Raw genomic sequence first — 25,280 nt, 5'->3', positions numbered from 1 at the left:
ACGCGAGGCTGGCAAAGGGCGGCGACGCCCCTTGTCCCCACGGCCCCGCCCATGCCTCCACCGCCCGCCCTGCCCACGCTCTCGCGCACCCAGAAGGCGGCCGTGGTGGTGCACCTGCTGCTGTCCGAGGGCGCCGATCCCGGCGTCGCGGACCTGCCGCGCCCGGCGCTGCGGCGGCTGGTCCACGCCCTCGCCTCGCTCGGCCGCGTCCCGCCCGCCACCATGCGCGCCGTGGTGGCGGAGTTCGCGGGCGAGCTGGACGCCGCCGGCCTGCGCCTCCCCCGCTCCATGGGCGAGGCGCTGTCGCTGCTGGACGGGCGCATCGCACCCGACCTGCTGGCCGAAATGGCGTCCGAGGCGCCGGGCGGCGCGCCCCCCGACCTCGGCGCCGCCACGTGGGAGGCGCTGGCCACGATGCCCACCGAGGGGCTGATGCCGGTGCTGGACGGCGAGACGCCCGAGGTCTGCGCGATCCTCCTGAGCAAGCTGCCGCCCGAGCGCGCCGCCGCCCTCCTATCGGAGATGGAGGAGGAGCGGGCCGACGCGGTCACGGCGGCCTTCGCCGGCACCGAGGACGTCTCGCCCGAGGCGGTGGCGCGCATCGCGCTGTCGCTCGGCCACGTGGCGGGCGCCGTGCCGAGCAAGGGGTTCGCGCTGCCCCCGGTGGCGCGGGTGGGCGCGATCCTCAATGCCGCGCGCAGCGGCGCGCGCAACGCCCTGCTCGAGCGGCTCGACGGGCGCGCGCCGGAGTTCGCGGCGCAGGTGCGCGGCGCCGTCTTCTCGTGGGAGAACGTGCCCGACCGGCTGGAGTCGGGCGACGTCGCCAAGGTGCTGCGCGAGGTCGACAACGACGACCTCGTGGCCGCCATCGCCCCCGACCCCGAGGGCGCGATCGCTGCCTTCCTGCTCGGCGCAATCTCGGCCCGCCTCGCCGACCAGATCCGATCCGAGATCGAGGATCGCGGCGAGGTCGAGGCGGACGCGGTGGAGGAGGCGCAGGGCCGCATCGCCGCCGCGATCCGGGGACTGGAGGAGAAGGGCGAGATCGTGCTCCGGCCCACGGAGGCGCCTTAGCGTCGGGGCGATGCGGAGCCGGCTCGCCCGCGGCAGGGCACGTGCGGTCCTTCGGCTCGCGCCAATGGGCCGTGTCCACCGTCTCCCTCCGGCAGCCTACGCCCGGGTGCCGGACCGCGAGCCCCCCGCCGGTCCGCGATGCCGTGCCGCGGCGAGGCGGTCCCGAGACGTGCCCGCCCCGCGGTGGGCCGGCGCGCCCCCCGCCCTACATCCACGGGAACGCACGACGGAGTCCCCATGGTCCTCGAGTTCCACGACGACGGCATCTACTGCCCCGCCGGCCAGTTCCACATCGACCCGTGGAAGCCCGTCGACCGCGCGCTCATCACCCACGGGCACGCCGACCACTCGCGCCCCGGCCACGGGCGCTACCTCGCCACCCACGCGGCCTTGCCCGTGATGCGCCACCGCCTCGGGCCGATCGAGGCCGAGGGCATCGCCTACGGCGAGGTGCGCGAGATCGGCGGCGTGCGCGTCTCCTTCCACCCCGCCGGCCACGTCCCCGGCTCGGCCCAGATCCGCGTCGAGCACCGGGGCGAGGTCTGGTGCGTGTCGGGCGACTACAAGACCGGCGCCGACAAGCTGTCGGAGCCGTGGGAGCCGGTGCGCTGCCACGCCTTCATCACCGAATGCACCTTCGGCCTGCCCGTCTTCACCTGGGAGCCCGAGGCCGAGCTGGAGCGGCAACTGAACCAATGGTGGGCCGCCAACGCCGCCGAGGGGCGCTTCTCGGTGATCGGCTCCTACGCGCTCGGCAAGGCGCAGCGGGTGATGACCATGGCCGACCCCTCGATCGGCTCGATCCTGACCCACGGCGCGGTCGAGAACACTAACGCCGTGCTGCGGGCGCAGGGCGTGGCCCTGCCCGACACGGTGCGGGTCACGAAGGAGCTGGACCTCAAGGCCCACCCGGGCGCGCTGGTGATCGCGCCGCCTTCGGCGCTGGCAGGCGGCTGGATCCGCAAGTTCGGCAACGCCTCCACCGGCATCGCGTCGGGCTGGATGGCGCTGCGCGGGGTCCGGCGCAGGCGGGCGGCGGACCGGGGCTTCGTGATCTCGGACCACGCCGACTGGCCGGGGCTCAATGCGGCGATCCGCGAGACCGGGGCCACCCGCGTCTTCGCCACCCACGGCTACACGAGCGTCTTCCACCGCTGGCTGCGCGAGCAGGGATACGACGCGCACGTGGTCTCGACCGAGTACGAGGGCGAGGAGTTCGAGAGCGAGCTCGATGCCGCCGAGGACGCCGCATGAGCGACGCGACCCACTGGCGCGACCGCGCCCTCGCCCTGTCGTCGCGCTACGTGGCCAAGCCGCTGATGGCCGCGCCCCTGCCCTGGTCACTACACCGCGCGGCGATGGGCGCGCTGGCCGCGCTGCGCCAGCCCCTGCCCGGCGTCTCGGTCGAGACGGTGGAGTTGGCAGGCGTGCGGGCGCGTCGCTCGGTCGGACCGGAGGGCGGTCCGCGGCTGCTCTGGCTGCACGGGGGCGGCTTCGTGCTCGGCTCGCCCGAGAGCCACGCGCATCTGCTAGACACTTTGGCCCTCGCGGGTTTGGAGGTGACGGCGCCCGCCTACCGCCTCGCGCCCGAGCACCACTTCCCGGCGGCCTACGACGACTGCCTCGCCGCCGCTCGCGCCATGGCCGTGCGGGGCCCCTTCGCGATCGGCGGCGACAGCGCGGGCGCCTCGCTCGCCGCGAGCGTGCTGGCGCGGCTGCTGGCGGACGGCACGGCGCCCTGCTGCGCCGCCCTCATCGCCCCCGCTGCGGACTTCGACGAGACCCGCACCGAGCCCGAGGCCGCCGACGACCTGTTCCTGACCCGCCCCCTCATGCTGCGCATCGCGCAGGCCTACGCCGATGGGCACGACCCGCGCGACCCCCGCCTCTCCCCGGTCCACGCCGCGTATCCGGGCTGCCCGCCGGTGCTGATCCACTGCTCGCGCGGCGAGCTCCTGGAGGAGGACGCCGACCAGCTCGCGGAGCGGATGCGCGGTTTCGGCGCCGAGGTGACCGTCGACAAGGCGCGCGCCCTGCCCCACGCCTACCACATGGCCGCGGGCAGCGCGCCCGCCGCCGACCGCGCGCTCGCTGAGATCGCCGCCTTCGTTCGGGGCGCCTCGTGAAGCGCTTCGCCCGCCTGTTCACGGAGCTGGATCAGACCACCAAGACGCTGCGCAAGACCGCAGCGCTGGAGGGCTACTTCCGCGAGGCGCCCGATGACGACCGGCTCTGGACCATCGCGCTCCTGTCCGGGCGCCGGCCCAAGCGCACCGTCACCGCGAACCGCCTGGCGGAGTGGGGGGCCGAAGTCGCGGGCCTGCCGATGTGGCTGTTCGAGGAGAGCTACGACAAGGTCGGCGATCTGGCCGAGACCATCCACCTCGTGCTGCCCGAGCCGAGCGAGGAGAGCGACCGGAAACTGACCGAGTGGATCGAGACGATCCGCGCGCTCCAGACCGCGTCCGACGCCAAGAAGCGCGAGGCGGTGCTCGATGCCTGGCGGCGGCTGGGCGGGGCCGAGCGCTTCGTGTTCAACAAGCTGATCACCGGGGGCATGCGCGTCGGCGTCAGCCAGAAGCTGATGACGCGCGCGCTGGGTCAGGCCACGGGCATCGACGACGCGGAGCTAGCGCACCGGCTCATGGGCGACTGGTCGCCCGAGCGTACCAACTTCGACGCGCTGATCCTGCAGCCCGACCCGGAGGCCGACCTCAGCCGCCCCTACCCGTTCTGCCTCGCCCACGGGATCGAGGGCGACCCGGCCGCGCTGGGCCCCGCGGATGAGTGGCAGGCGGAGCGCAAGTGGGACGGCATCCGGGGCCAGCTGATCCTGCGCGGGGGCCAGCACTTCGTGTGGTCGCGCGGCGAGGAGCTGATGACCGACCGCTTCCCGGAGTTCGCCCGCGCCCGAGACTTCCTCGCCGACGGCACGGTGATCGACGGCGAGGTGCTGGCCTGGGACGCGGAGGCGGACCAGCCGATGCGGTTCAACGCCCTGCAGAAGCGGATCGGGCGCAAGACCGTGCCGAAGGCGCTGCTGAGCGAGGCGCCGGCGATCCTCTACGCGTACGACCTCCTGGAGGAGGGCGGCGAGGATCTGCGGGCGCAGCCCCTCGCGGAGCGGCGCGCGCGGCTGGAGGCGCTGGTCGGCCCCCTGCCACCGGAAGCCCCGGTGCGCCTGTCGGGCACGGTGCCGTTCTCGGACTGGGAGGAGCTGGGCGCGGTGCGGGCCGCGGCCCGCGACGCGCAAGCCGAGGGGTTGATGCTCAAGCGCCTCGCCTCGCCCTACCACGTGGGCCGCAAGCGCGGCGACTGGTGGAAGTGGAAGCTCGACCCGCTGACCATCGACGCGGTGATGGTCTACGCCCAGGCCGGCTCGGGGCGGCGTGCGAACCTTTACACCGACTTCACCTTCGCGGTCTGGAAAGGCAACGAGCTGGTGCCCTTCGCCAAGGCCTACTCGGGGCTGACGGACGCGGAGTTCCGGCGCATCACCGCCTGGGTGCGGCGCAACACGCTGGCCCGCTACGGCCCCGTGCGCCACGTCCCGGCGGAGCAGGTGTTCGAGATCGGCTTCGAGGGCATCCAGGCCTCGCCCCGCCACAAGTCCGGCGTGGCCCTGCGCTTTCCGCGGATGCTGCGCTGGCGCCACGACAAGCCGGTGCAGGAAGCGGACACCCACGCGCACCTGCTGGAGCTGCTGGAGCAGTACGGCTAGAGCCGCCCGCGCCCCCGTGAGAGGGTGGCGCCATGATCCCTCGCTCCGCCCCCCCGATCCCCGCCGGCACCCCGGCCCGGCCCCTGCCGCCGGGGGCCTGCGACACGCACATCCACATGCTGGGGAGCGACGCCGAGTTCCCGCCCTACGAGGGGCGGGTCGAGGGGCCGGCCGAGGGGTTGGGCTTCGTGGACTACCTCGCGGCCTACCGTGCCCAGGCCGGAGCGCTTGGGATCGAACGGACGGTGGTGGTGCAGTCGATCCTCTACGGCACCGACAACGCCGTCACCCTGCGCGCGGTCGAGGCGCTGGGCCGCGACGCTGCGCGCGCGGTCGTTCTGGTGCCGGACGGCGCGGGCGCGGAGACGCTCGATCCGCTGGCCGCGGCGGGGGCCGTGGGAGTGCGGCTGAACTACGTGCACGGCGGCGTGCTGGGCTGGGACGGGGTGGAGGCGATGGCGCCGCTGCTCGCCGAGCGGGGCATGCACGTGCAGATGCTGGCCATGGCGGAGCGACACATCGCGGAGCTGGCGCCCCGGATCGCGGCGCTGCCGGTTCCGGTGGTGCTCGACCACATGGCTTGGCCGGACGTGGCCGCGGGCGTAGACGCGCCGGGGTTCCGCGCCCTCTGCCGCCTTCTTGCCGAGGGGCACGCCTGGGTGAAGCTGTCAGCGCCGTTCCGGCTGGCCGCGGCGCCGTTCGAGGCGCTGGACGAGCACGTAGGCGCCCTGCTCCGTGCCAACCCCGAGCGGTGCCTGTGGGGGTCGGACTGGCCGCAGATCATGCTGGGCGGGGCCGAGCGATGCGGGGCGGGCGCGCTGCTGGATGCGTTCGATCTTGCCTGCCCGGACGACGCGACCCGCCGCATGGTGCTCTGCGAGAACCCCGCGCGCCTCTACGGGTTCTGAACCGCGCCCTCCAGTTCGGTGCGCAGCTCGCCGAGGCGGGAGAGGCAGATGCGCCCCGTGATCCGCACCGCCTCGTCCGGCCCGTCATGGGCCAGCGCGTTGAGGCGGCGGGCCACGGACTGGGTGGGGAGCGCGCCGATCGCGCCGGCGAGCGACAGCAGCACGTGAGTCTGGAAGCGCACCCCCTGACGGTCCGACGCCCGCAGGGCCGCGTCCAGCGCCGCCTCGGTGTCCGCGAGATCGCCGCGAAGCCGCGCGAGCACCTCGCCCACGTGATCGGGACCGGCCGCCATCATCAGCGAGGCCAGGGTCGCCGCCGACAGGGGCGGCGCGGCGTCCGGTTGCCAGTCGAGGCGCCCGCCCGCGGCCTCCACGATCCCGGCGAGCATGCGGCCGAACACGTCGATCTCCGGCAGGGGCTTGGGCAGCATCCCCTCGGCGCCGTCCTCTAGGAGCGCCTCGCGCATGGCGGGCGAGGCGTGCCCCGTGAGCGCCACGAGCGGCGTCGGCGGCGCCACCCCGCGGGCCTGGCGCAGACGCTCGGCGCGGATCACCTCGCGGCCGCCGAGCACCGGCATCTCCACGTCGATGAGGGCCAGGTCGAAGCGCTCGCGGGCCAGCCAGTTCAGCGCGGCCACGCCGTCGCCGGCCCGCTCCGATGTGGCGCCGAGCTGTCCCAGCATCCCCGCGACGAGGGACTGTACCGTCGCGCTGTCGTCGGCCACGAGGATGCGCCAGCCGGTCAGGTCGGCGGGCGCGGCTTCGGACACCGGCGCGAGCGCGAGCGCGGCGGGCAGCGTGAGCGCCACGGCGCCCCCGCCCCCGCTGCGGTTCCGGATCTCCAGCCGCCCGCCGATCCACTCGGCATGATCGGCCGCGATGTGCAGCCCCAGCCCCGTGCCGACCGAACCCGCGCCGGGACGCGCGGCACGGAACGGATCGTCAAGCACGTCTGCGGGAAAGCCTGGCCCGTCGTCCAGCACCTCGATCACGACGGTGCCGCCCTCGCCCGGCGCGGCGCGCAGCTCCACCGCGGCGCGGGCGTGGCGCAGGGCGTTGCCCATGGCGTTCGCGATGATGCGGCGCAAGGCGAGCGGCTCCACCGCGAGGAGCGCGGGAAGGAGCGCCTCCCGCGTAAGGGTCACGGCCACGCCCTGCGGCGCGCCCGCCCCGCGCCAGCGGCGCAGCTCGTCCTCGAGGATGCGGGCGAGGTCCGCGACCGCGTCTCCGCGCGCCGCTCCGCCCGCCCCGCCCCGCTCGCCCAGAAGCTCCTCGACGAGCCGCGCGAGGAGTTCGGTGGAGGCGCGCACCCGCTCGACCTGGGCGTGGGCGTCGGGCGTCAGCGCCTCGCCTTCCAGCAGGCGCAGCCCGCCGACCACGTCGGCGGTCGCGGCGCGCAGGTCGTGGGCCAGCAGGGCGACCGGGTCCACGCGCTCGGAATGCTCCGGCTCGCCCGACACCGGCGGCGCTAGGCCCCGTCGCGGGGGTAACCGAGCCGGCCGAGCGCCTCGCGGATCTCGTCGAGGATCGCGGGGTCGTCGATCGTGGCGGGGGCCTTGAAGTCGCGGCCGTCGGCGATGCGGCCCATGATCCCGCGCAGAATCTTGCCCGAACGCGTCTTGGGCAGGCGCGGCACCACGGCGGCGTCGCGGAACGCGGCCACAGGGCCGATCCGCTCGCGCACGAGCGCCACGCATTCGCGCGCCACGTCGGCCTCCGCGCGGTCTACGCCCTTGTTGAGGCACAGGAATCCCACCGGGGCCTGCCCCTTTAGCGGGTCGGCCGCGCCGATCACCGCGCACTCGGCCACATCCGGATGGTCGGCCAGGACCTCCTCCATGGCGCCCGTGCTCAGGCGGTGCCCGGCCACGTTGATGACGTCGTCGGTGCGGGCCATGATCCAGAGGTAGCCGTCCTCGTCGAGCATGCCCGCGTCGCCCGTCTCGTAGTAGCCGAAAAAGGTCTCGAGGTAGGACTTCCGGAACCGCGCGTCGGCGTTCCAAAGCGTCGGCAGCGTTCCCGGGGGCAGCGGCAGGCGGATGGCGATAGCGCCCAGCGTGCCGGGCGGCACGGGATGCCCGCCCTCGTCCAGCACCTCGACCCTGTAGCCGGGCATCGGCACGGACGGCGAGCCCGACTTCACCGTCAGGCGCTCCAGTCCGACGGGGTTGGCGGCGATGGCCCAGCCGGTCTCGGTCTGCCACCAGTGGTCGATCACGGGCTTGCCGCTCGCGCGCTCGACCCAGGCGACGGTGTCGGGGTCGGCCCGCTCTCCGGCGAGGAAGACCGTGCGCAGCTTCGAGAGGTCGAAGTCCTTCGCCAACGCGCCCTCCGGATCCTCGCGCTTCACGGCCCGGAAGGCGGTGGGCGCGGTGAAGAAGGCGGTGACGCCGTGGTCCGCGATCACCCGCCAGAAGGTGGAGGCGTCGGGCGTGCCCACGGGCTTGCCCTCGAAGACGACCGTGGTGCAGCCGTGGATCAGCGGTGCGTAGACGATGTAGGAATGACCCACGACCCAGCCCACGTCCGAGGCCGCCCAGAACACCTCGCCGGGGCGGGCGTCGTAGATGTTCGCCATCGACCAGTCGAGCGCCACGAGGTGCCCGGCCGTTGAACGCACCACGCCCTTCGGCGCGCCCGTGGTGCCCGAGGTGTAGAGCACGTAGGCCGGGTGGTCGCCGGGCACGGGGACGCAAGCGTGCGGCTCGACCCCCTCCTGTGCCGCCTCCCAGTCGAGGTGGCGGTCCGAGGGCGCGCCGCCCTGCGGCCGGCGGAACACGATCGACACCTCCGGCTCGTGGGCCGCCATGTCGAGCGCGCCGTCGAGCAGCGTCACGTAGTCCACCACGCGCGCGGGCTCGATGCCGCAGGAGGCGGCGATCACGGCCTTGGGCTTGGCGTCGTCGATGCGGGCGGCGAGTTCGGCGGAGGCGAAGCCGCCGAACACCACCGAATGGATCGCGCCGAGCCGGGCGCAGGCCAGCATCGCCACCACGGTCTCGGGGATCATGGGCATGTAGATCACCACCCGGTCGCCCAACCCCACGCCTCGCGCGGCCAGCGCGCCGGCGAGCCGGGCGGTGCGGTCGCGCATCTGCGCGTACGAGATGTGCTCGACGGTGCCGGTGACGGGGCTGTCGTGGATGATCGCGGTGCGCTCGCCGTGTCCCGCCTCAATGTGACGGTCGAGGGCGTTGTGGCAGGCGTTCACGTGGGCGTCGGCGAACCACTGGGGCAGCGGGCCGCCGGTGTCGTGCAGCGCCTTCGAGGGCGGCCGGTCCCAGTCAATCGCGCGGGCCGCGTTCATCCAGAACCCCTCGGGGTCGCGCGCCGCGCGCTCGTATTCCTCGCGATAGCCCATTGGCGCCTCCCTCGTGCCTGCCGCCACGTTAGACCGCCCGCGCGCGGCGAGGGCAAGCGGCGCGGCCTACCGCCGCGCGCGCCCCGTTGACGCCGCCCGCGTGGCGCCGCATCCATGGCGCATGGACCTGCGCCCCCTCTCCCCCGCCGTCTCCACCGCCCCGATGATCGAGCCCGCGGACATGGCGGCGCTGGCCGCCGAGGGCTTCACCACCGTGGTGTGCAACCGCCCCGACGCGGAGGTGCCGCCCACGCACCAGGCCGGCACCATGGAGCGGGCGGCGGCGGAGGCGGGGCTCCACTTCGTCTACAACCCCGTGACCACGCCCGGCATCACCGTGGACGCCGTGGACGAGCAGCGCGCCGCGATCGACGGGGCCGAGGGGCGGGTCATGCTCTACTGCCGGTCGGGCACCCGCTCGGCGATCCTCTGGGCGCTGGCCGAGGCGGGGCGCCAGCCCACGGGCGACATCCTCGCGGCCCTCGAGCGGGCGGGCTACCCGATGCCGCAGCTCGGCGCGCAGATCGACGCGCTGGCCGCGACGTGAGCGACGCCGCCGATCCGGGTCGCCGCTGGCACGACATGGGCGGCGATCTAGCCGGCCCCGTGCCGCGAGAGGACCACGACTTCGCGCTGTGGGAGAAGCGGGTAGACGCGCTGGTGATCCTGGCCGGGCTAGAGGGGGTGTTCACCGTGGACGGCCTGCGCCGGGTGCTCGAGGACATGGGCGAGGACGCCTTCGAGCGCATGAGCTACTACGAGCGCTGGGTCGCCTCCTTAAACCAGAACCTCCTGGAGCAGGGCCTCTACACCCCGTCCGAGCTAGGCGCCCGCATGGCCGAGGTCCGGGCGCGCGGCGAGACCTACGGCGAGGCGACAGCGGGTGGCTGAGTTCGCGCGCGGCGCGCGCGTCCGGGTGCGCCGGATGGCGCCGCCGGGCCACGTGCGCACGCCCCACTACCTGCGCGGCCATGCCGGCGAGGTGGAGCGCGTGCTGGGGCCCTTCGCCGACCCCGAGGCGCTGGCCTACGGGCGGCCGGGCGCGCGGCGGGCGCTCTACCGGGTGCGGTTCCGCGCCGTGGAGGTCTGGGGCCGGAGCGATGCCCCGGGCGACACGATCGAGGCCGAGATCTACGAGCACTGGCTGGAGCCGCTCTGATGCCCCACGATCATCACGACCACGAGGGACTCAGCCCCTCGGGCCATCCCTACCGGGCCGATCAGGACGGGCCGCTGACCTACTGGCAGACGATGGAGATCGCGATCCGCGAGCTGATGGTGGAGCGCGGGGTCACCACCCACGCCGCGATCCGCGCGCAGGTCGAGGCGATGGACGCCCGCTCGCCCGCGGGCGGAGCGCGCTTCGTCGCCCGCGTCTGGACCGACCCGGCGTTCCGCGAACGCGCGCTGCGCGACGGCTCGGCAGCCTGCGCGGAGATGGGGCTCGACGTCGGGCCGCTGCGGCTGATCGCGCTGGAGAACACGGACCGTCTGCACAACGTCGTCGTGTGCACCCTGTGCTCGTGCTACCCGCGCAACCTGCTCGGCCTGCCGCCCGACTGGTACAAGAGCCGCGCCTACCGCTCGCGCACCGTCCGCGAGCCGCGCGCCGTGCTCGCCGAGTTCGGCACCGTGCTGCCCGAGGGCGTGGAGGTGCGGGTCCACGATTCGACCGCCGACATGCGCTACGTGGTGGTGCCGCGCCGGCCCGCGGGGACGGAAGGCTGGGACGAGGCGCGGCTGGCTGAGCTGGTGACGCGCGACAGCATGATCGGGGTGGCGGAGGCGGCGGCGGCTTAGAAGGGGGCGCTAGGGTTCTTGGTCCCGGTCTTCTGCTGCGCTCCGCAGCGGTAGCCCCAGCGGCGGCCAGAGGCCCCGGCTCGAGGCCGGGGCGTGTCCATCTCCACCTCCCCGCTCCGGCCCTGCGCCGGGGCCTCGGCTGACAACCCGCGACGCGCTCCGCAGCGGCAGCGCGCACGGCGGCCTGACGCCCCGGAGCAGGTCCGCCGCGCGCCGCGCTTTGCCCTCCCGCCCCGCCCCGCTACCTCCCCTTCCATGATCGCCATCATATCCGTCCTCTCGATCCTCACCCTGTCGTTCCTCGTGGTCCGCATCGGGGCCATCGCGCTCGCCATGACCGGGGTCAGCGACGACGTGGCGCGGTTCCAGGCGCTATCGGCCTTCTCGGGCTCGGGCTTCACCACCGGCGAGAGCGAGAACGTGGTGAACGGGCCTGCGCGGCGGCGCGTGATCGCCTGGCTGATCCGCCTCGGCTCGGCGGGCATCGTCACGGTGATCTCGACGCTGATGCTCAGCTTCGTGGGCGAGAGCTATCCGACGTGGGAGAAGCTGGCGGTGCTGGCCGCGGGCCTCGCGCTCCTTATCGCGCTGGCCCGCTCGCAGAAGCTCGACCGCTGGATGCGCCCCGCCATCGAGCGGTTCCTGCGCGAGAGCGCCACGCTCGACCTGCGCGACTACGCGGGTCTCCTGCACCTGCGCGAGGACTGGCGCGTGGTGGAGGCCGAGGTCGGCCCCGCCTCGCCGCTCCTGCGCGGCACGCTGCGCGAACTGGGTCTCGCGGGGCACGGCATCCTCGTGCTCAGCGTCGAGCGCCAAGGGGGCGGCTTCGAGGGCGCGCCGGGGCCGGACACGCGGCTGCGCGTCGGCGACACCGCGATCCTCTACGGCCAGAGCGAGCCGCTCACGCGCGTCACCGCGACGCCGCAGGCGTCAGGCGATCCAGAGCCGCAGCACCCAGGCGACGGCGCCCAGCGCCAGCACCGAAGCGAGCCAGAGGCCGAAGAACCAGAGCAGCCGCCGCCCCATCAGTGATAGCCCGCGTCGGGGTCGATCTTGCCGCGGAACACCCAGTAGGCGTAGGCCGTGTAGGCTAGGATGATCGGGATCAGGAAGCCCGCGCCCACCAGCATGAACACCTGCGCGTTGCGCGGGGCCGCCGCCTCCCAGATCGTCACCTCGGTGGGCACGATGTAGGGGAACATCGACACGCCGAGGCCGCCGAAGCAAAGCACGAACAGCAGCAGCGAGAGCACGAAGGGCCGGTACTCGTGCCGGTGGATCGTCAGCGAGCGGAACATCAGCACCGCGACCGCCAGCACCGAGATGCCGACCGCGACCGCCGCCGCCAGCCCCCAGCCCGCGAACCAGCGGTTGTAGTAGCCCTCCTGCAGGAACGGCGTCCACAGCGACACGAGGCCGATGAAGCCCAAAGTGGCCAGCCCCAACGGCCACGCCCGGCGGCGCATCCGCTCCTGCAGCGGGCCTTCGGTCTTCATCACCAGCCACGTCGCGCCGAGCAGCATGTAGCCGCACATCACCGCCACCCCGACGGCGAGCGAGAACGGGGTGAGCCAGTCCCACCAGCCGCCCGCGTACTCGCGCGCCGCTTCGTCGATGGCGATCCCTTGCAGGAGCGCGCCCAGCGCGATGCCCTGCGCGAGGGCCGCCACCGCCGAGCCGCCCGTGAAGGCCCAGTCCCACACCCGCTCCCACCGCTTGGTGCGCCAGCGGAACTCGAAGGCGACGCCCCGGAAGATGAGGGCCAGCAGCATGGCGATCAGCGGCGCATACAGCGCCGGCAAGATCAGCGCGTAGGCCAGCGGGAAGGCGGCGAAGAGGCCGCCGCCGCCGAGTACCAGCCAGGTCTCGTTGCCGTCCCAGACGGGGGCGACCGAGTTCATCATCACGTCTCGGTCGCGCTTGGCGGCCTCCGCGGGGAACAGCATCCCCAAGCCGAGGTCGAACCCGTCGAGCACCACGTAGACCAGCACCGCGAAGGCGATCACGAAGGCCCAGATCACGGTCAGGTCGAACGACATCCCATCCACCAGCGGCATCGGCTCACTCCCCCGGAACGGGCATGCGGCGCCCCTGCTGCGCGGCCACCTCGGCCGCGGGCGTGGTGCCCGCGGTGCGGATCGGCCCGTCGATCGAGTCCTTCAGCCGGTCCTCGCCCACGTGCGGGTGGTGGCTCATCAGCCGCAGAATGTACCAAGTGCCCGCGCCGAACACCGCGAAGTACACCACAACGAAGGCGATCAGCGAAGTGGCCACGGCGGGCGCGTCCAGCGGCGCCACGCTGTCGGCGGTCCGCAGGAAGCCGTAGACCGTGTAGGGCTGGCGGCCCACCTCGGTGGTGATCCAGCCCGCGAGCACGGCCACGAGCCCCGAGGGCGTCATAAGCACGGCCGCCCGGTGCAGCCACGGGCTGTCGTAGAGCGTGCCGCGCCAGCGCGCCCAGAGCGACCACAGCCCCAGACCCAGCATCGCGAAGCCGATGGCGACCATGACGCGGAAGGACCAGAACACGATGGCCACGGGCGGCTGCTCGTCGTCGGGGATCGTGTCGAGGCCGGCGAGCGGCGCGTCGAGGTCGTGCTTGAGGATCAGCGACGACAGCTTCGGGATGCCCACCGCGTAGTCGAGCCGCTGCTCCGCATCGTTCGGGATGCCGAACAGGTAGAGCGGCGCGCCGTGCTCGTGGCTCTCGTAGTGGCCCTCCATGGCCATGACCTTGGCGGGCTGGTGCTCGAGGGTGTTGAGGCCGTGCGCGTCGCCGAGGCCGATCTGGATCGGGGCCACGATCGCGGCCATCCACATCGCCATCGAGAACATGGTGCGCGTGGCGGGGCTGACACCCTCGCCCCGGCGGCGCCGGCGCAGGAGGTGGAACGCGCCCACGCCGCCCACGATGAACGCCGTGGTCAGGTAGGCCGCCGTCACGGTGTGCGCGAGGCGGTAGGGGAACGAGGGGTTGAACACCACCTCCCAGAAGTTGGTGGCGACGAACTGGCCCGTGTCGGGGTCGATCTCGAAGCCCGCGGGGGTGTGCATCCACGAGTTCACCGACAGGATCCAGAAGGCCGAGAAGAACGTGCCCGCCGCCACCGCGGCGCAGGCCGCCATGTGCAGCGCGGGGCCGACCCGGTCGCGCCCGAACAGCATGATGCCGAGGAAGCCCGCCTCCAGGAAGAAGGCCGAAAGCACCTCGTAGGCCATGGGCGCGCCGATCACGGGGCCGGCCTTGTCCGAGAACACCGACCAGTTGGTGCCGAACTGGTAGCTCATCACGATGCCCGACACGACGCCCATGGCGAAGGCCAGCGCGAAGATCTTCACCCAGTAGCGGAACAGGTCGAGGTAGTGCTGCTTCTTGGTCCAAAGCCACAGCGCGTTGAGCACCGCGAGGTAGGATGCGAGCCCGATCGTGAAGGCCGGGAACAGGAAGTGGAACGAGACGGTGAAGGCGAACTGGATGCGTGCCAGGAGCACCGCGTCGAAGGACTCGAACATGACGGTATGACCTCTGTCTGCCTGCCATCCATATACGTCGCCGGGCCGGTCTCCGCGACCACGCCGCGGTGCGGCATAACGCGCGCGTCAACGTCCCGCATCATGGCCAACCGCAGCCTCGGAGGCTAGAGCCTCGCTCCGGAGGTGGCCCATGCCCGTGGAACTCGCATCGCTCGCCGCGCTCGCGGCCCTGCCCTTCGACGAGGTCATCGACGTGCGCTCGCCCGCGGAGTTCGCCGAGGACCACGTGCCCGGCGCCATCAGCCTGCCGGTGCTCTCGGACGCGGAACGGGCGAAGGTGGGTACCATCTACGTGCGCGAGGACCGCTTCCTCGCGCGCAAGGTCGGGGCCGCGCTGGTGGCGCGCAATGCCGCCGCGCACTTGGAGGGGCCGCTCGCGAGCCGGGGCGGCGGGTGGCGGCCCTTGGTGTACTGCTGGCGGGGCGGGCAGCGGTCGGGCTCGTTCGCATCCATCCTCCAGCAGGTCGGCTGGCGCGCGGACACCGTGGCGGGGGGCTACAAGGCGTACCGCGCGCTGGTCTCGCGCGCGCTCTACGAAGAGCAGGTGCCCCACCGCATCGTGCTGATCGATGGCGGCACGGGCACGGCGAAGACCCACCTCCTCGATGCGCTGGCTGAGGCGGGCGAGCAGGTGGTGGACCTGGAGGGGCTGGCGAACCACCGGGGCTCGAACTTCGGCGGGCTGGGGGAGCAGCCCGCGCAGAAGGGCTTCGAGAGCCGGCTCGCCGCGGAGCTGGTGGCGCTCGATCCCGCGCGCCCGGTGTTCCTGGAGGCCGAGTCGAACGCTATCGGGCGCATCCTCCTGCCGCCGTCGCTGTGGAAGGCCATGCGCGCGGCGCCCGTGGTGGTGATCGAGGCTCCCGTGGCGGCGCGCGCGGCGCATCTGACGCGGGCCTATCCTGACCTCGTGGAGGACGCCGCGCTGCTGCGCGAGCGGATCGACGCGCTGCGCCCCTACCAGCCCGCCGAGCGGATCGAGGCTTGGCACGCGCTGGCCCGCGAGGGGCGCTTCGCGGCGCTCGCCGAGGGGCTGATCGAGCACCACTACGACCGCCGCTACAAGCACGCGCTGCGGGGCGAGCGGGCACCGGTGGCGACGCTGCGGTTGGACGATCTGGATGCGGCGTCGCTGCGGGCAGCGGTGCCGCAGGTCGTGGCGGCGGCTGCCCGCGAGGCTACGCCCCGGACTTGATCCGGGGCCCCTGCCCTCCGCCAGCACTGCATTTTTGGTGCGAAGCATTTTTGGTGCGAAGCGCTTCCGGCAACCAGAGGCCCCGGCGCAAGGCCGGGGCGTGGCGCGCCTCACATCCCCCGCAACACCGCCGGTCCCTCGACCACCTGCCCGATCCGCGCCGCCGCCACGAACCCCGCTGCGCGCAGCCGCTCCACAAGCGCGTCCGCCTCGTCCTCGGGCACAGCCGCCAGCAGCCCCCCCGCCGTCTGCGGATCGTGCAGCATCCAGCCGCCCCGTCCCATCACCGGAGCCGCGGCGACGTTGGCGCCGTGGATGGTGGACGCGACGCCCGCCTCCGCCAGCGCAGCCGCGCCTCCATAGAGCGGCAGCGCATCCACCGCGATCTCCGCGCCCACGCCGCTCGCCTCGCAGATCCGCAGGAGGTGCCCGGCCAGACCGAACCCCGTCACGTCGGTCATCGCGTGCGCCCCGCCGAGGATCGCCGCCGCCTCGCCCTGCGGTCGGGCCATCGCCGCGAGACAGGCCGTCACCGCCGCGCCCGGCGCCCGGCCCGCCATCTCACCCGCGAGGATCACCCCCGTCCCGAGCGGCTTGGTCAGCACCAGCGCATCCCCTGCCCGCGCGCCGTCGTGGCCGATGGCCCGCCCCGCGAGGCCGGTGATCGAGAAGCCCACCGTCATCTCGGCCCCCATCGTTGTGTGCCCACCCACCAGCTCGGCCCCGGCGCCGCGGATCACCTCGGAGGCCGCCGCGAGCATCTCGCGCAGGGTCCGCTCGGCCAGCGCGTCGGTTATGCGCGGCAGCACGAGCTGCGCGAGCGCCGCCTGCGGCTCGGCGCCCATCGCCCAGACGTCGCCCAGCGCGTGGACCGCGGCGATGCGGGCCATCAGGGCGTGGTCGAGCGTGAAGGCGCGCAGGTGGTCCGTGGTCAGCACCTGCGAGCGCTCCCCGTGCACCAGCACCGCGGCGTCGTCGCCGGGGCGCGACAGCACGTCGGAGCGGGTGGGCGGGGGTAGGTCCGCAAGCGCCCTGCCCAGCGCGCCCGGCCCAACCTTCGAGCCACAGCCGCCGCAGAGCGGCTTGCCGCCCAGTGCCTCGGAAACGCCCGCCGCCGCGCCGCGCGGAACGGGGGGCGCTGGCATCGCGGGCAGGTCCGTGAGCTTCTCCATGAACCGGCGGTCGATGCGGTCCTTCCACCACCACGTCAGGCGCTCGGGCAGCGGGGGCGACCACCCGCCCCGCTCGGCGAGCGCGCGCCGCCCCCCGAGCGAGACGAGCTTCAGGTAGCGCCGCTGGGGCCGGAACCGTGCCGGCAGCGTCTCGCCCGCCAGCACTGCGCGAAGGTTGCGCTCCAGCACCGGGGCGGCGCGCACGGCGAAGACACCGGCCTTGGGACGGGGCGCATGGTCGAGATGCGCGCAGTCGCCGACCGCGAAGAGGTTCGGGTGGCCCTCGACCTGGAGCGTCGGGCCGACGCGCACGAAACCCTCGTGCGAGGGCAGCCCGCTCGCGGCGAGCCACCCGTGGGGCCGCGCGCCGCCCGCCCCGACGGTGAAGCGCGAGGGCACCGCGCCGTCCGCAAGCACCACGCGTTCGGCCTCCACCCGCTCGACGCGGGCGTTCGTGCGCAAGGTCACCCCGAGATCCTTCATCGCGGCCAGCAGGCACCGTCGCGCGCGATCCGCCACGCCGGTCAGCGCCGCCTCGGCTTCGAGCACCGTGATCCGCGCGCCCGGAAGCGCGTGCGTCATGGCCATCGCCAGCTCCACCCCGGCCACGCCGCCGCCGATCACCGCGGCGTCGCCTGCCCGCGCGCCGGACCGCGCCGCATCGCGATGCGCGCGCCAGGCCTCGGCAAAGCGTCCGAGGGGCTTGGCGCCCACGGCATGCTCCGCGAACCCCTCGAGGTCGGTCATCTCGCCGGTGATGCCGACGTCGAGTGAGGCGACGTCGAACGCGATCCAGCCCCGCCCCGCGACATGCGCGCGCCCCGCTTCGATCCGGTCCACCGCTCCGTCGATCAGCCGCGCCCCCGCGACGCGCGCCAGCCGCACGAGGTCGATGTCCAGATCGCCCCGCGCGTAGTGTCCCGCCACATGGCCGGGCAACATGCCCGTGTAGGGTGCCGTCGGTCCGGGGTTCACCACGGTGACGCGCACGCCCGGCTGGGGCGCCATGCCCCAGCGTCGCAGCACCAGCGCGTGGGCGTGGCCGCCGCCGATCAAGAGGAGGTCTCGGGTGAGGGGAACGTCGCCGTGCATCCCCGCCACCTAGGCCGTCCGGCGGCCCGGCGACAGGGGCGCGGTCCGCCCGCTCCCACACGAAGGCGTTGCCCGGAAGCCTCACGCGACCAACAGGCCGTTGACCCCTCATCTGAGGGGTGCGACCTTCGCGCCCATGTCAGAAGCCGCACACCACCTGCCGGAGACGATCGCCAAACTCACGTCGTTCGTGACGTTCCGCCTTTCGCGCACCCAAAGCAAGCTGACGGCGCACACCACCAACCTCCTGCGGGCCCATTCCGACATGACGGTGGCCGAGTGGCGCCTGATGCGCCTGCTCGACGCGGGCGGGCCGACCACGATGGCGACGCTCGCGCGGCAGGTGCAGATGGACAAGGGCCAGCTCAGCCGAAAGATCAAGGGACTCGCCGCCCGCGGTCTCGTGGAGCTCCGTCCCGACCCGCGCGACAGCCGCCGCCAGGTGCTGCGCATCACGCCCGAGGGCAGCGCGACGATCGAGCGACTGGTGCCGGTGATCCGCCGCCGCCAGGAGTTGCTGACCCGCGACATCTCGCCCGAGGACATGAAGGTGTTCATGCGCGTGCTCGCGCAGCTCGACGAAGCGTCGGATCACGGTGAGGTCCCGGACCCCGACGACCACTAGCGCGGCAGGTGCTCCGGCACCGCACCGAAGAAGCCCGACAGCGGCGACATTCCGGGCGCGGCCTCGCTCCAGCGGGCCCCGCGTCGCGCGAGGCGGGCGGCCACGCGGCGCGTGACGCCGACGCGGTCGGCGGCCAGCGCGCCACCGTGCGACCACCAGCCCCCCTCTCCCTTGCGCGCGAGGATCAGCGCCAGGCGCACGCAGGCGTGGAGCGCGCCCATCGCCGCGAATGCCCCCGCCGTGGCCGTGCGCTCCAGCCCGTGGGCGTCCGCGAGGCGCGTCACGGCGGCGCGCTCGACCTCGGGGCAGTCCGGCGTCCACTCGTCGCCGAACATCCACACGAGGTCGTCGACCGCGTTGCGGGCGCCGCAGTGCTCCCAGTCGATCCAGCGGATGCGCCCGTCGTCTCCGAGGATCGCGTTGCCGGTGCGCGCGTCCCACTTCACGAAGACCGGCGGGCCGGCGCGCAGTGCGGGGCGCGCCGCCCCGGCGTCGAAGCGCGGGGGCTCCATGCCGAGGGTGTCCGCTAGCCGCGCGGGCATCGACAGCAGCTCGTCGAGCCAGACGTCGCGGGTGCCGAGCGGCGGCACGCGCGAGGCGAGGCCGGCGCGCGCGCCCTCCTGCTGCATCGCCACGAGGCCCGTCGCGCCGCGGTCCATCAGCGTCTCGGCACCCGGCCCGTCGGCGGCGTCGATGGCGCCGCTGAGGCGGGGGCCCGGCACGTGCTCCTGCACGATCCAGCGGCCGCCGCGGTGGAGGAGGCCCGGCACCGCGCCGGTGGGCGCGAGCGCCCGAAGCACCCCGGCCTCGAGCCGCGCCCGGGCTTCGGAGCGGCGGCGCGAGATCACGTAGCGCCGCCCCCGCACCACGGCGATCATGGTCTTGCGGCCGATCCCGCCGGGGAACTCCAGCGCCTCGGGGGCGTGCCCGAGCGCCGCGCGGCAGGTCTCCTCGATCTCGTCGAACATCGCGCTTCCTCCGGCTGCGGGGGGCACATCGCACGTCCCCGGGGCGGGAGTATGGCCGCGGACGGGCGGCAAGGCCGCCCGCCCCCGAGGCTCAGGCCTGCACGGCCTCCATGAAGCGCTGGCGGATCACCACCGGGTCCTTGGTGATCACGGGCACCTTCACGTTGCCGCTCTCGCACTTCACCACGAGCACGGTCATGCGCCCCCCGTCGATCGCGCGCTGCAGCTCCGCGCCGGTGTCCTCGGCCCGGCACTCCACGACGTTCTCGCAGCCGCAGGCCTCGGCCACCTTTGCAAGCGAGGTCTTCTTGCCCGCGTAGGTCGGCTGGTCGCCGGTGGAGCCGTAGGAGCCGTTGTCGACGATCATCAGCACGAAGTTGTCGGCCACGTTGTTGGCGATGGTGGGCAGCGTGCCGAGGTTGGTCAGCACCGAGCCGTCGCCGTCGATGGCGATCACGGTCTTGGGCTGCGCCAAGGCCAGCCCGAGGCCGATCGAGGAGGCCAGCCCCATGGTGCCCAGCATGTAGAAGTTGGTGGGCTGGTCGTCGATCATGTGCAGCTCCTGGCTCGGGAGCCCGATGTTGCACACCACCAGGTGGTCGCGGAGGATGGGCGCGATCTCGCGCAGGATCTCGGAGCGGATCATATCAGTAGCCTCCCCAGAAGGTCGCGTCGGTCAGGATCGCGACCGGCTTGTTGCACATGAAGGTGTACTTGAGGATCGCGTCCAGCTCCTCGGCGTCGCTCTGCCGGTGGAAGTGGTAGGTCGGGATGTGGAGCTGCGCGAGCAGCGCCTTGGTGTGCACCGCCATCTCGGCCTGGCAGGCCACCGGCTCCTTCAGCTCGCCCCGGTAGGAGATCAGCATCGGCAGGGGCATGCGGTAGAACTGCGTGAGCGTCACCAGCGTGTTCACGGTTACGCCGAGCGCGGTGTTCTGCATGATGATGCAGGGGCGCTTGCCGCCCATCCACGCGCCGGCGCACAGCCCCATGCCCTCGTCCTCCTTGTTGGAGGGGACGTGGTGGATCTCGGGACGGGCCTCGCACTCGGCGATCACGCCGCCGAGCTGTTTGCACGGTACCGTGGTGACGAAGGCGATCTCGTTCGCCACGAGGTCATCGACGATTCTTTCTGATATGCTCACGGAGGTCTCCGGGGTTGGGGCAGGTGCGTCGTGTGGCGGCTCAGTCGCCGGCGGCCTCGTCGGGGGCGCAGGGACTGGCCCCGGCGCGGTCGGCTTTCTTGGGGATGACGGCGGTGTTCGCCGGTCCGGAATACTCGCGCATCGTGCCTCCCCTGCCCGTCCGGCCCGGTCCCTTCGCCCGCGACCCCACCCGTGTAGGCCCCTGCGCCCGCGGTGCAAGGGTGCAGGGGACGCGCCGTGGCGGCCGGGCGAGGGTGCGGGCCGTCAGCGCACGAGGCGGCGGAGGCCTGCCGCGGCGTTCGAGGCGGCGAACATCAGCGCGGCCACGCAGACCACCGTCGGACCCGTGGGGGTGTCCAGCGCGTAGGACGCCCGCAGCCCGCCCCAGGCCGCGGCCACGGCGGCGAGCGCGGCGAGCGCGGCCATGCGCTCGGGCGTGCCGCTGAAGGGGCGGACGGTGGCGGCGGGGATGATGAGGAGCGCGGTGATCAGCAGCGCGCCGACCACCTTGATCGCCACCGCCACCACCACCGCGAGCGCGAGGGTGAGCGCGAGCTGCTCGCGCCGCGGGTCGATGCCGGCGGCGCGCGCGAGGTCGGGGTCGAGCGTGGCCGTCAGGAGGGCCGACCATCGCCAGGCGATCAATCCCAGCACCAGCACCGCCCCGCCCCAGATCACCGCGAGGTCGGTGCGCGAGACCGCGAGGATGTCGCCGAAGAGGTAGGCCATGAGGTCGATCCGCACGCCGTCGAGGAACGACACGCCCACCAGCCCGAACGCCAGCGCCGAGTGCGCCATGACCCCCAGCAGCACGTCCGCCGAGTACCCCCGCCCCGCGAGCGCCGAGACCGTCGCGGCCATGCCCAGCGCCACCGCCAGCGCGCCCGCAAAGACCGGCAGCGAGAGCGCCAGCGACAGCGCCACGCCGAGGATCGCGGCGTGGGCTGTGGCATCCCCGAAGTAGGCCATGCGCCGCCAGACCACGAAGCAGCCGAGAGGCGCCGCGGCGAGGCCGGTGCCGACGCCGGCCAGCGCGGCGCGGGTCATGAAGTCGTCGAGGCTCATGCGCCCGGCTCCGGATGGTGGTGGTGGCCTTCGCCGTGGCTGTGGTCGTGGTGGTGGCGGTAGAGCGCGAGCGCCCCCTGCGTCCCCTCGCCGAAGAGCCGCCGGTAGTCGGGCGCCGCGGCCACGACCTCGGGCGTGCCCTCGCAGCATACGTGGCCGTTGAGGCAGATGACGCGGTCCGAGGCGCTCATGACCACGTGGAGGTCGTGGCTGATCATCAGCACGCCGCAGCCCGTAGCGGAGCGGACCTCCTCGATGCGTCGGTAGAAGGCCGCCGCGCCGGGCTGGTCCAGCCCCGCGGTGGCCTCGTCTAGGATCAGGAGGTCGGGCGCGCCCTGGATCGCGCGGGCCAGCAGCGCGCGCTGGAACTGCCCGCCCGACAGCGTCGCCATCTGTCGCCCCCCGATGCCCGGCACGCCGGCGCGCTCCAGCGCCTCGGCGGTGCAGGCGCGGTCGGGCCGGCCCGGCAGCGCGAGGAAGCGCTCCACGGTGATCGGCAACGTGGGATCGAGCACGAGGCGCTGGGGCACGTAGCCGATGCGCAAGTGGGGCGCCCGCTCGATCCGCCCAGCCGCGAGGCGCACCCCGCCCAGCAGAGCGGCCACCAGCGTGGACTTGCCCGAGCCGTTGGGGCCGACGATCGTGACGATCTCGCCAGCCTCCACCCGCAGGTCCACGTCGTGCAGCACGGTCGTGCCGCCGTGACGGACCGCCAGCCCTTCGGCGCGCACGAGGACGCGGGACGCGGCGCTCATGCCGAGCACGCGCAGGCGGGGCACAGGCCCTCGGCCTCGCGCACGGCCCGCTCCACGGTGAAGCCCGCCTGCCGTGCCACACGGCCGATCTCGCCCCCGGCGGGGTCGGAGCGCGCCTCCACGACGCGCTCGCAAGTCCGGCAGATCAGGAACACCGGGGCATGGGCGTCGGAGAGGTGCGAGCAGGCGATGAAGCGGTTCAGGCGCTCGATCCGGTGGGCGAAGCCATGGCGCGTGAGGAACTCCAGCGCCCGGTAGGCGGTGGGCGGCTGCGAGCCGATGCCCTCCGCGCGCAGCACGTCGAGGATCTCGTAGGCGCCCATCGCCTTGTGCTCGCGCAGCAGGATCTCGAGCACGCGGCGCCGCGCCTTCGTGAACTGGAGCTTGCGCGCGGCGCAGGCGTCCGCCGCGGCGGCGACGCCGTCGGCCACGCAGGTCCCGTGGTCGTGCTCGCGGAAGGCCCGGTCCGTCATCGTGGCCCCACTTGAAATGTTATATCATACGCCGTACCGGCAGTCCGTCCCCTACCGTCCGGAGCGGCCCGTGTCCATCGCCCTCGCCCGCCCCCTCCTCGCCCTCCTCCTCGCCGCCGGGGCCGCCGCCGCGGAGGTGCCGCAAGTGACGACCGACATCGCGCCGGTTCACGGCCTCGCCGCGCGGGTGATGGAGGGTCTCGGCACGCCGGCGCTGGTGGTCGGGGCCGGTGCCTCGCCCCACCACCACGCCCTGCGCCCCTCGGAGGCGCGGGCGCTGGAGGGCGCCGACGCGGTGTTCTGGATCGGCCCGGCGCTGGAGCCGTGGCTCGCGGGCGCGATCGGGACGCTCGCGGGGGACGCGGAGGTGGTCGAGCTGATGGACGTGCCGGGCGCCACCGTATTTGCGTTCCGCGAGGGCGCGGCGTTCGGCGCGCACGACCACGAGGGCGAAGACGACCACGGCACCCGCGATCCGCATCTTTGGCTCGACCCCGAGAACGGCAAGGTGTGGCTGGACGCGATCGCCGAGACCCTCGCCGCGCTCGACCCGTCGAACGCGGACGCCTACCGGAGCAACGCCGCCAGGGGACGCCTGGAGATCGACGCGGCCGTCGAGGACGCCCGCGCGATCCTGCCCAGGGACGCGCCGGACTTCGTCGTGTTCCACGACGCGTTCCACTACTTCGAGGATCGGTTCGACCTCGCGGCGGCCGGGGCCATCGCGGAGGGCGACGCGTCGGACCCCGCGCCGGCGCGCATCGAGGCGATCCGCGCGCTCGTGCGGGACCGCGGGGTCGCCTGCGTCTTCGCCGAGCCCCAGTTCGACCGGCGTGTCGCCGCGACCGTGCTGGAAGGCACCGGCGGAGCCGTCCATGTGATCGACCCGCTCGGAGCCGACATACCCCCCGGCCCGGACTTCTACCCCGCCCTGATCCGCGCGGTCGCCGCGCAGTTCGCGGCCTGCGCGGACTGACGCGAAGCGTCCGGTCCGGAGAGGCGTATCGAGTACCCCAAGCGCCGAACGCCATGCAAGTTCGGCCCCGTCGAGCCCATTGCAGCCCCCGGGGTGCCCCTCCCCCCGGACGAGTCTAGCGGCTCGCGCTTCCGGCGACCTGCAGCGCGCCCCCGCCGCGGAACCACCGCACCAAGGCGCGCCGTTCGGCCTCCTCCATGCCGGTGAGGTTCGCGGGTGGCATGGCGTGGCTCGCGCCGGCCTGCAGGTAGATCTCGCGGGCGTGGCGGGCGATGTCGGCGTCGGTCTCCAGCACCACGCCCTTCGGGGGCCACGCGATGCCGTCCCAGAACGGCTCGCGCGCATGGCACATGGAGCAGCGGCCCCGCACCGCGTTGGCGGCCGCCTTGAAGTGCGGCGAGGCGATCAGGGCCAGCTCCGAGCGGCTCGGCGCGCGCGCCTCGGCCTCTTCCAGCGCGCTGACGCGGAACATGGGCGCGGCGCCGATCCACATCACAAGCACGAAGATCACGGCCGCCGCGCCCCAGGTCCAGACCGGTCCGCGCCCCGTCGCGTGGAGGGTGTTGAAGTAGTGCCGCACCACGATGCCGATCAGGAACACCAGCGGGCCGATCAGCCACGCGAGCGGCACGGCGTAGGTCGCCGGGTAGTGGTTCGACAGCATCAGGAAGATCACCGGCAGGGTGAGGTAGTTGTTGTGCGTCGAGCGCAGCTTGGCGATGGCGCCGTACTTGGCGTCGGGCGTGCGCCCCGCCTTCAGGTCGGCCACCACGATGCGCTGGTTGGGCATGATCACGAAGAACACATTGCCGGTCATGATCGTGGCCGTCATGGCGCCGAGGTGCAGCTGCGCGGCGCGGCCCGTGAAGCACTGGTGCAGGAGCCAGGAGGACAGGACGATGCCAGCGAACAGCACCGCCATCACCAGCTCCGGCCGGTGACGGAGGGGCGAGCGGCACAGCGCGTCGTAGCCCAGCCAGCCGGCGGCGATGAACAGGGCGGACAGCCCGATCGCCTGCCACGTGGCGATGTCCAGCTTGGCGGGGTCCACGAGGAACAGCTCGGCGCCCAGCCAGTAGGTGATCACGAGGAGGCCCGCGCCGCTGACCCAGGTCATGTAGCTCTGCCACTTGTGCCAGGTCAGGTGCTCGGGGAGGCGATCGGGCGCCACGAGGTACTTCGTGGTGTGGTAGAATCCGCCGCCGTGCACCTCCCACTCCTCGCCCGACGCGCCCTCGGGCATGCCGGGGCGCTTTCGCAGTCCGAGGTCGAGCGCGATGAAGTAGAACGACGCCCCGATCCACGCCATCGCCGTGACGAGGTGCAGCCAGCGGACCGCGGCGCCCGCGAAGTCCGTGAAGATGGCGAGATCGTACATCGGCGTCCTCCGTGATCGGCCCCGTGATAGCCAACCATCCA

25 protein-coding genes and 1 pseudogene are annotated in these 25,280 nt (G+C 73.4%); 13 read left to right on the top strand and 13 right to left on the bottom strand.

The features are described from left to right. Positions 1–51 precede the first annotated feature (51 nt). From K3554_RS09220 to K3554_RS09200, 5 genes are all read left to right on the top strand, one after another. Positions 52–1,074 (top strand): FliG C-terminal domain-containing protein, encoded by a 1,023-nt coding sequence (locus K3554_RS09220; protein WP_259939479.1) that lies wholly within the window; start codon positions 52–54, stop codon positions 1,072–1,074. Positions 1,075–1,311: 237 nt separating this feature from the next. After that, positions 1,312–2,328, top strand: a complete 1,017-nt coding sequence (locus K3554_RS09215) for a ligase-associated DNA damage response exonuclease (protein WP_259939476.1) — start codon at positions 1,312–1,314, stop codon at positions 2,326–2,328. Next, on the top strand, positions 2,325–3,200 hold the full coding sequence (locus K3554_RS09210) for an alpha/beta hydrolase (RefSeq protein WP_259939473.1): 876 nt from the start codon (positions 2,325–2,327) through the stop codon (positions 3,198–3,200). The genes K3554_RS09215 and K3554_RS09210 overlap by 4 nt, the downstream gene beginning before the upstream one ends. Next, positions 3,197–4,795 carry an ATP-dependent DNA ligase gene (locus K3554_RS09205; RefSeq protein ID WP_259939471.1) on the top strand — a complete coding sequence of 533 codons (1,599 nt, stop codon included), beginning with the start codon at positions 3,197–3,199 and terminating at the stop codon, positions 4,793–4,795. Before K3554_RS09210 ends, K3554_RS09205 begins: the two co-directional genes overlap by 4 nt. Positions 4,796–4,827: 32 nt before the next feature. Further along, positions 4,828–5,703 carry an amidohydrolase gene (locus K3554_RS09200; RefSeq protein ID WP_259939469.1) on the top strand — a complete coding sequence of 292 codons (876 nt, stop codon included), beginning with the start codon at positions 4,828–4,830 and terminating at the stop codon, positions 5,701–5,703. Here the strand turns inward: K3554_RS09200 and K3554_RS09195 are convergent. Together K3554_RS09195 and K3554_RS09190 are read right to left on the bottom strand one after the other, a co-directional pair. After that, positions 5,691–7,163, bottom strand: coding sequence for a hybrid sensor histidine kinase/response regulator (locus K3554_RS09195; protein WP_259939464.1), 1,473 nt, complete (start codon positions 7,161–7,163; stop codon positions 5,691–5,693). The two genes, K3554_RS09200 and K3554_RS09195, sit on opposite strands and share 13 nt — an antisense overlap. Before the next feature lie 8 nt (positions 7,164–7,171). Next, positions 7,172–9,064 (bottom strand): AMP-binding protein, encoded by a 1,893-nt coding sequence (locus K3554_RS09190; RefSeq protein ID WP_259939461.1) that lies wholly within the window; start codon positions 9,062–9,064, stop codon positions 7,172–7,174. A gap of 121 nt (positions 9,065–9,185) precedes the next feature. On the opposite strand from K3554_RS09190, the gene K3554_RS09185 reads away from it, so the two are divergent. The 5 genes and pseudogenes from K3554_RS09185 to K3554_RS09170 all read left to right on the top strand — a co-directional run. Next, complete coding sequence (locus tag K3554_RS09185; protein WP_259939458.1) at positions 9,186–9,611, top strand: TIGR01244 family sulfur transferase; 426 nt, start codon at positions 9,186–9,188, stop codon at positions 9,609–9,611. Positions 9,612–9,646: 35 nt separating this feature from the next. Continuing rightward, complete coding sequence (locus K3554_RS16865; RefSeq protein ID WP_409197347.1) at positions 9,647–9,955, top strand: ScnB-like protein; 309 nt, start codon at positions 9,647–9,649, stop codon at positions 9,953–9,955. Further along, positions 9,948–10,223: an SH3-like domain-containing protein gene (locus K3554_RS16860; protein WP_409197304.1), complete on the top strand. Its 276-nt coding sequence runs from the start codon at positions 9,948–9,950 to the stop codon at positions 10,221–10,223. The genes K3554_RS16865 and K3554_RS16860 overlap by 8 nt, the downstream gene beginning before the upstream one ends. Beyond that, positions 10,223–10,864 carry a nitrile hydratase subunit alpha gene (locus tag K3554_RS09175; protein ID WP_259939454.1) on the top strand — a complete coding sequence of 214 codons (642 nt, stop codon included), beginning with the start codon at positions 10,223–10,225 and terminating at the stop codon, positions 10,862–10,864. The genes K3554_RS16860 and K3554_RS09175 overlap by 1 nt, the downstream gene beginning before the upstream one ends. Positions 10,865–11,119: 255 nt before the next feature. Beyond that, a pseudogene (locus K3554_RS09170) lies at positions 11,120–11,716 on the top strand (hypothetical protein); the annotation flags it as partial. 78 nt (positions 11,717–11,794) lie between these two features. Here the strand turns inward: K3554_RS09170 and K3554_RS16855 are convergent. The 3 genes from K3554_RS16855 to K3554_RS09160 are packed head-to-tail and all read right to left on the bottom strand — an operon-like array spanning position 11,795 to position 14,377. Then, positions 11,795–11,890 (bottom strand): DUF2474 family protein, encoded by a 96-nt coding sequence (locus K3554_RS16855; RefSeq protein ID WP_409197346.1) that lies wholly within the window; start codon positions 11,888–11,890, stop codon positions 11,795–11,797. Continuing rightward, positions 11,890–12,921 carry a cytochrome d ubiquinol oxidase subunit II gene (gene cydB, locus K3554_RS09165; protein WP_311200319.1) on the bottom strand — a complete coding sequence of 344 codons (1,032 nt, stop codon included), beginning with the start codon at positions 12,919–12,921 and terminating at the stop codon, positions 11,890–11,892. Before cydB ends, K3554_RS16855 begins: the two co-directional genes overlap by 1 nt. A gap of 4 nt (positions 12,922–12,925) precedes the next feature. Continuing rightward, positions 12,926–14,377, bottom strand: a complete 1,452-nt coding sequence (locus tag K3554_RS09160) for a cytochrome ubiquinol oxidase subunit I (RefSeq protein WP_259939447.1) — start codon at positions 14,375–14,377, stop codon at positions 12,926–12,928. A 151-nt stretch (positions 14,378–14,528) separates the two neighbouring features. On the opposite strand from K3554_RS09160, the gene mnmH reads away from it, so the two are divergent. After that, positions 14,529–15,590, top strand: coding sequence for a tRNA 2-selenouridine(34) synthase MnmH (gene mnmH / locus K3554_RS09155; RefSeq protein ID WP_259939445.1), 1,062 nt, complete (start codon positions 14,529–14,531; stop codon positions 15,588–15,590). A gap of 110 nt (positions 15,591–15,700) precedes the next feature. On the opposite strand, the gene selD is transcribed toward mnmH, so the two are convergent. Beyond that, entirely contained in the window at positions 15,701–17,854 is a 2,154-nt protein-coding gene (gene selD / locus K3554_RS09150) for a selenide, water dikinase SelD (protein ID WP_259939443.1), read from the bottom strand. Positions 17,855–17,990: 136 nt separating this feature from the next. Between selD and K3554_RS09145 the strand changes: the two genes are divergently transcribed. Then, on the top strand, positions 17,991–18,479 hold the full coding sequence (locus K3554_RS09145; protein ID WP_259939441.1) for a MarR family winged helix-turn-helix transcriptional regulator: 489 nt from the start codon (positions 17,991–17,993) through the stop codon (positions 18,477–18,479). Here K3554_RS09145 and K3554_RS09140 read toward each other — a convergent pair. The 6 genes from K3554_RS09140 to K3554_RS09115 all read right to left on the bottom strand — a co-directional run bounded on the left by K3554_RS09140 (position 18,476) and on the right by K3554_RS09115 (position 22,885). Then, complete coding sequence (locus K3554_RS09140) at positions 18,476–19,447, bottom strand: phosphotransferase family protein (RefSeq protein ID WP_259939438.1); 972 nt, start codon at positions 19,445–19,447, stop codon at positions 18,476–18,478. The genes K3554_RS09145 and K3554_RS09140 overlap by 4 nt on opposite strands. A 91-nt stretch (positions 19,448–19,538) precedes the next feature. Further along, positions 19,539–20,093: a sulfopyruvate decarboxylase subunit beta gene (gene comE, locus K3554_RS09135; RefSeq protein ID WP_259939435.1), complete on the bottom strand. Its 555-nt coding sequence runs from the start codon at positions 20,091–20,093 to the stop codon at positions 19,539–19,541. 1 nt (position 20,094) lies between these two features. Further along, positions 20,095–20,592 (bottom strand): sulfopyruvate decarboxylase subunit alpha, encoded by a 498-nt coding sequence (locus K3554_RS09130; protein WP_259939432.1) that lies wholly within the window; start codon positions 20,590–20,592, stop codon positions 20,095–20,097. A 264-nt stretch (positions 20,593–20,856) separates the two neighbouring features. Beyond that, complete coding sequence (locus tag K3554_RS09125; RefSeq protein WP_259939430.1) at positions 20,857–21,657, bottom strand: metal ABC transporter permease; 801 nt, start codon at positions 21,655–21,657, stop codon at positions 20,857–20,859. Then, entirely contained in the window at positions 21,654–22,412 is a 759-nt protein-coding gene (locus K3554_RS09120) for a metal ABC transporter ATP-binding protein (protein WP_259939427.1), read from the bottom strand. Before K3554_RS09120 ends, K3554_RS09125 begins: the two co-directional genes overlap by 4 nt. Next, on the bottom strand, positions 22,409–22,885 hold the full coding sequence (locus K3554_RS09115; RefSeq protein WP_259939424.1) for a Fur family transcriptional regulator: 477 nt from the start codon (positions 22,883–22,885) through the stop codon (positions 22,409–22,411). Before K3554_RS09115 ends, K3554_RS09120 begins: the two co-directional genes overlap by 4 nt. A 70-nt stretch (positions 22,886–22,955) precedes the next feature. Between K3554_RS09115 and K3554_RS09110 the strand changes: the two genes are divergently transcribed. Next, positions 22,956–23,861, top strand: coding sequence for a zinc ABC transporter substrate-binding protein (locus tag K3554_RS09110; protein ID WP_259939423.1), 906 nt, complete (start codon positions 22,956–22,958; stop codon positions 23,859–23,861). A 115-nt stretch (positions 23,862–23,976) separates the two neighbouring features. Here K3554_RS09110 and K3554_RS09105 read toward each other — a convergent pair whose 3' ends face one another. Next, complete coding sequence (locus tag K3554_RS09105; RefSeq protein WP_259939421.1) at positions 23,977–25,239, bottom strand: urate hydroxylase PuuD; 1,263 nt, start codon at positions 25,237–25,239, stop codon at positions 23,977–23,979. Between the last annotated feature and the right edge of the window lie 41 nt (positions 25,240–25,280).

This window comes from Jannaschia sp. W003, assembly GCF_025144335.1.
GTDB lineage: Bacteria > Pseudomonadota > Alphaproteobacteria > Rhodobacterales > Rhodobacteraceae > Jannaschia.
The sequence above is the reverse complement of the archived record's forward strand: the minus strand, read 5'-3'. Positions and strand labels throughout refer to the sequence as shown.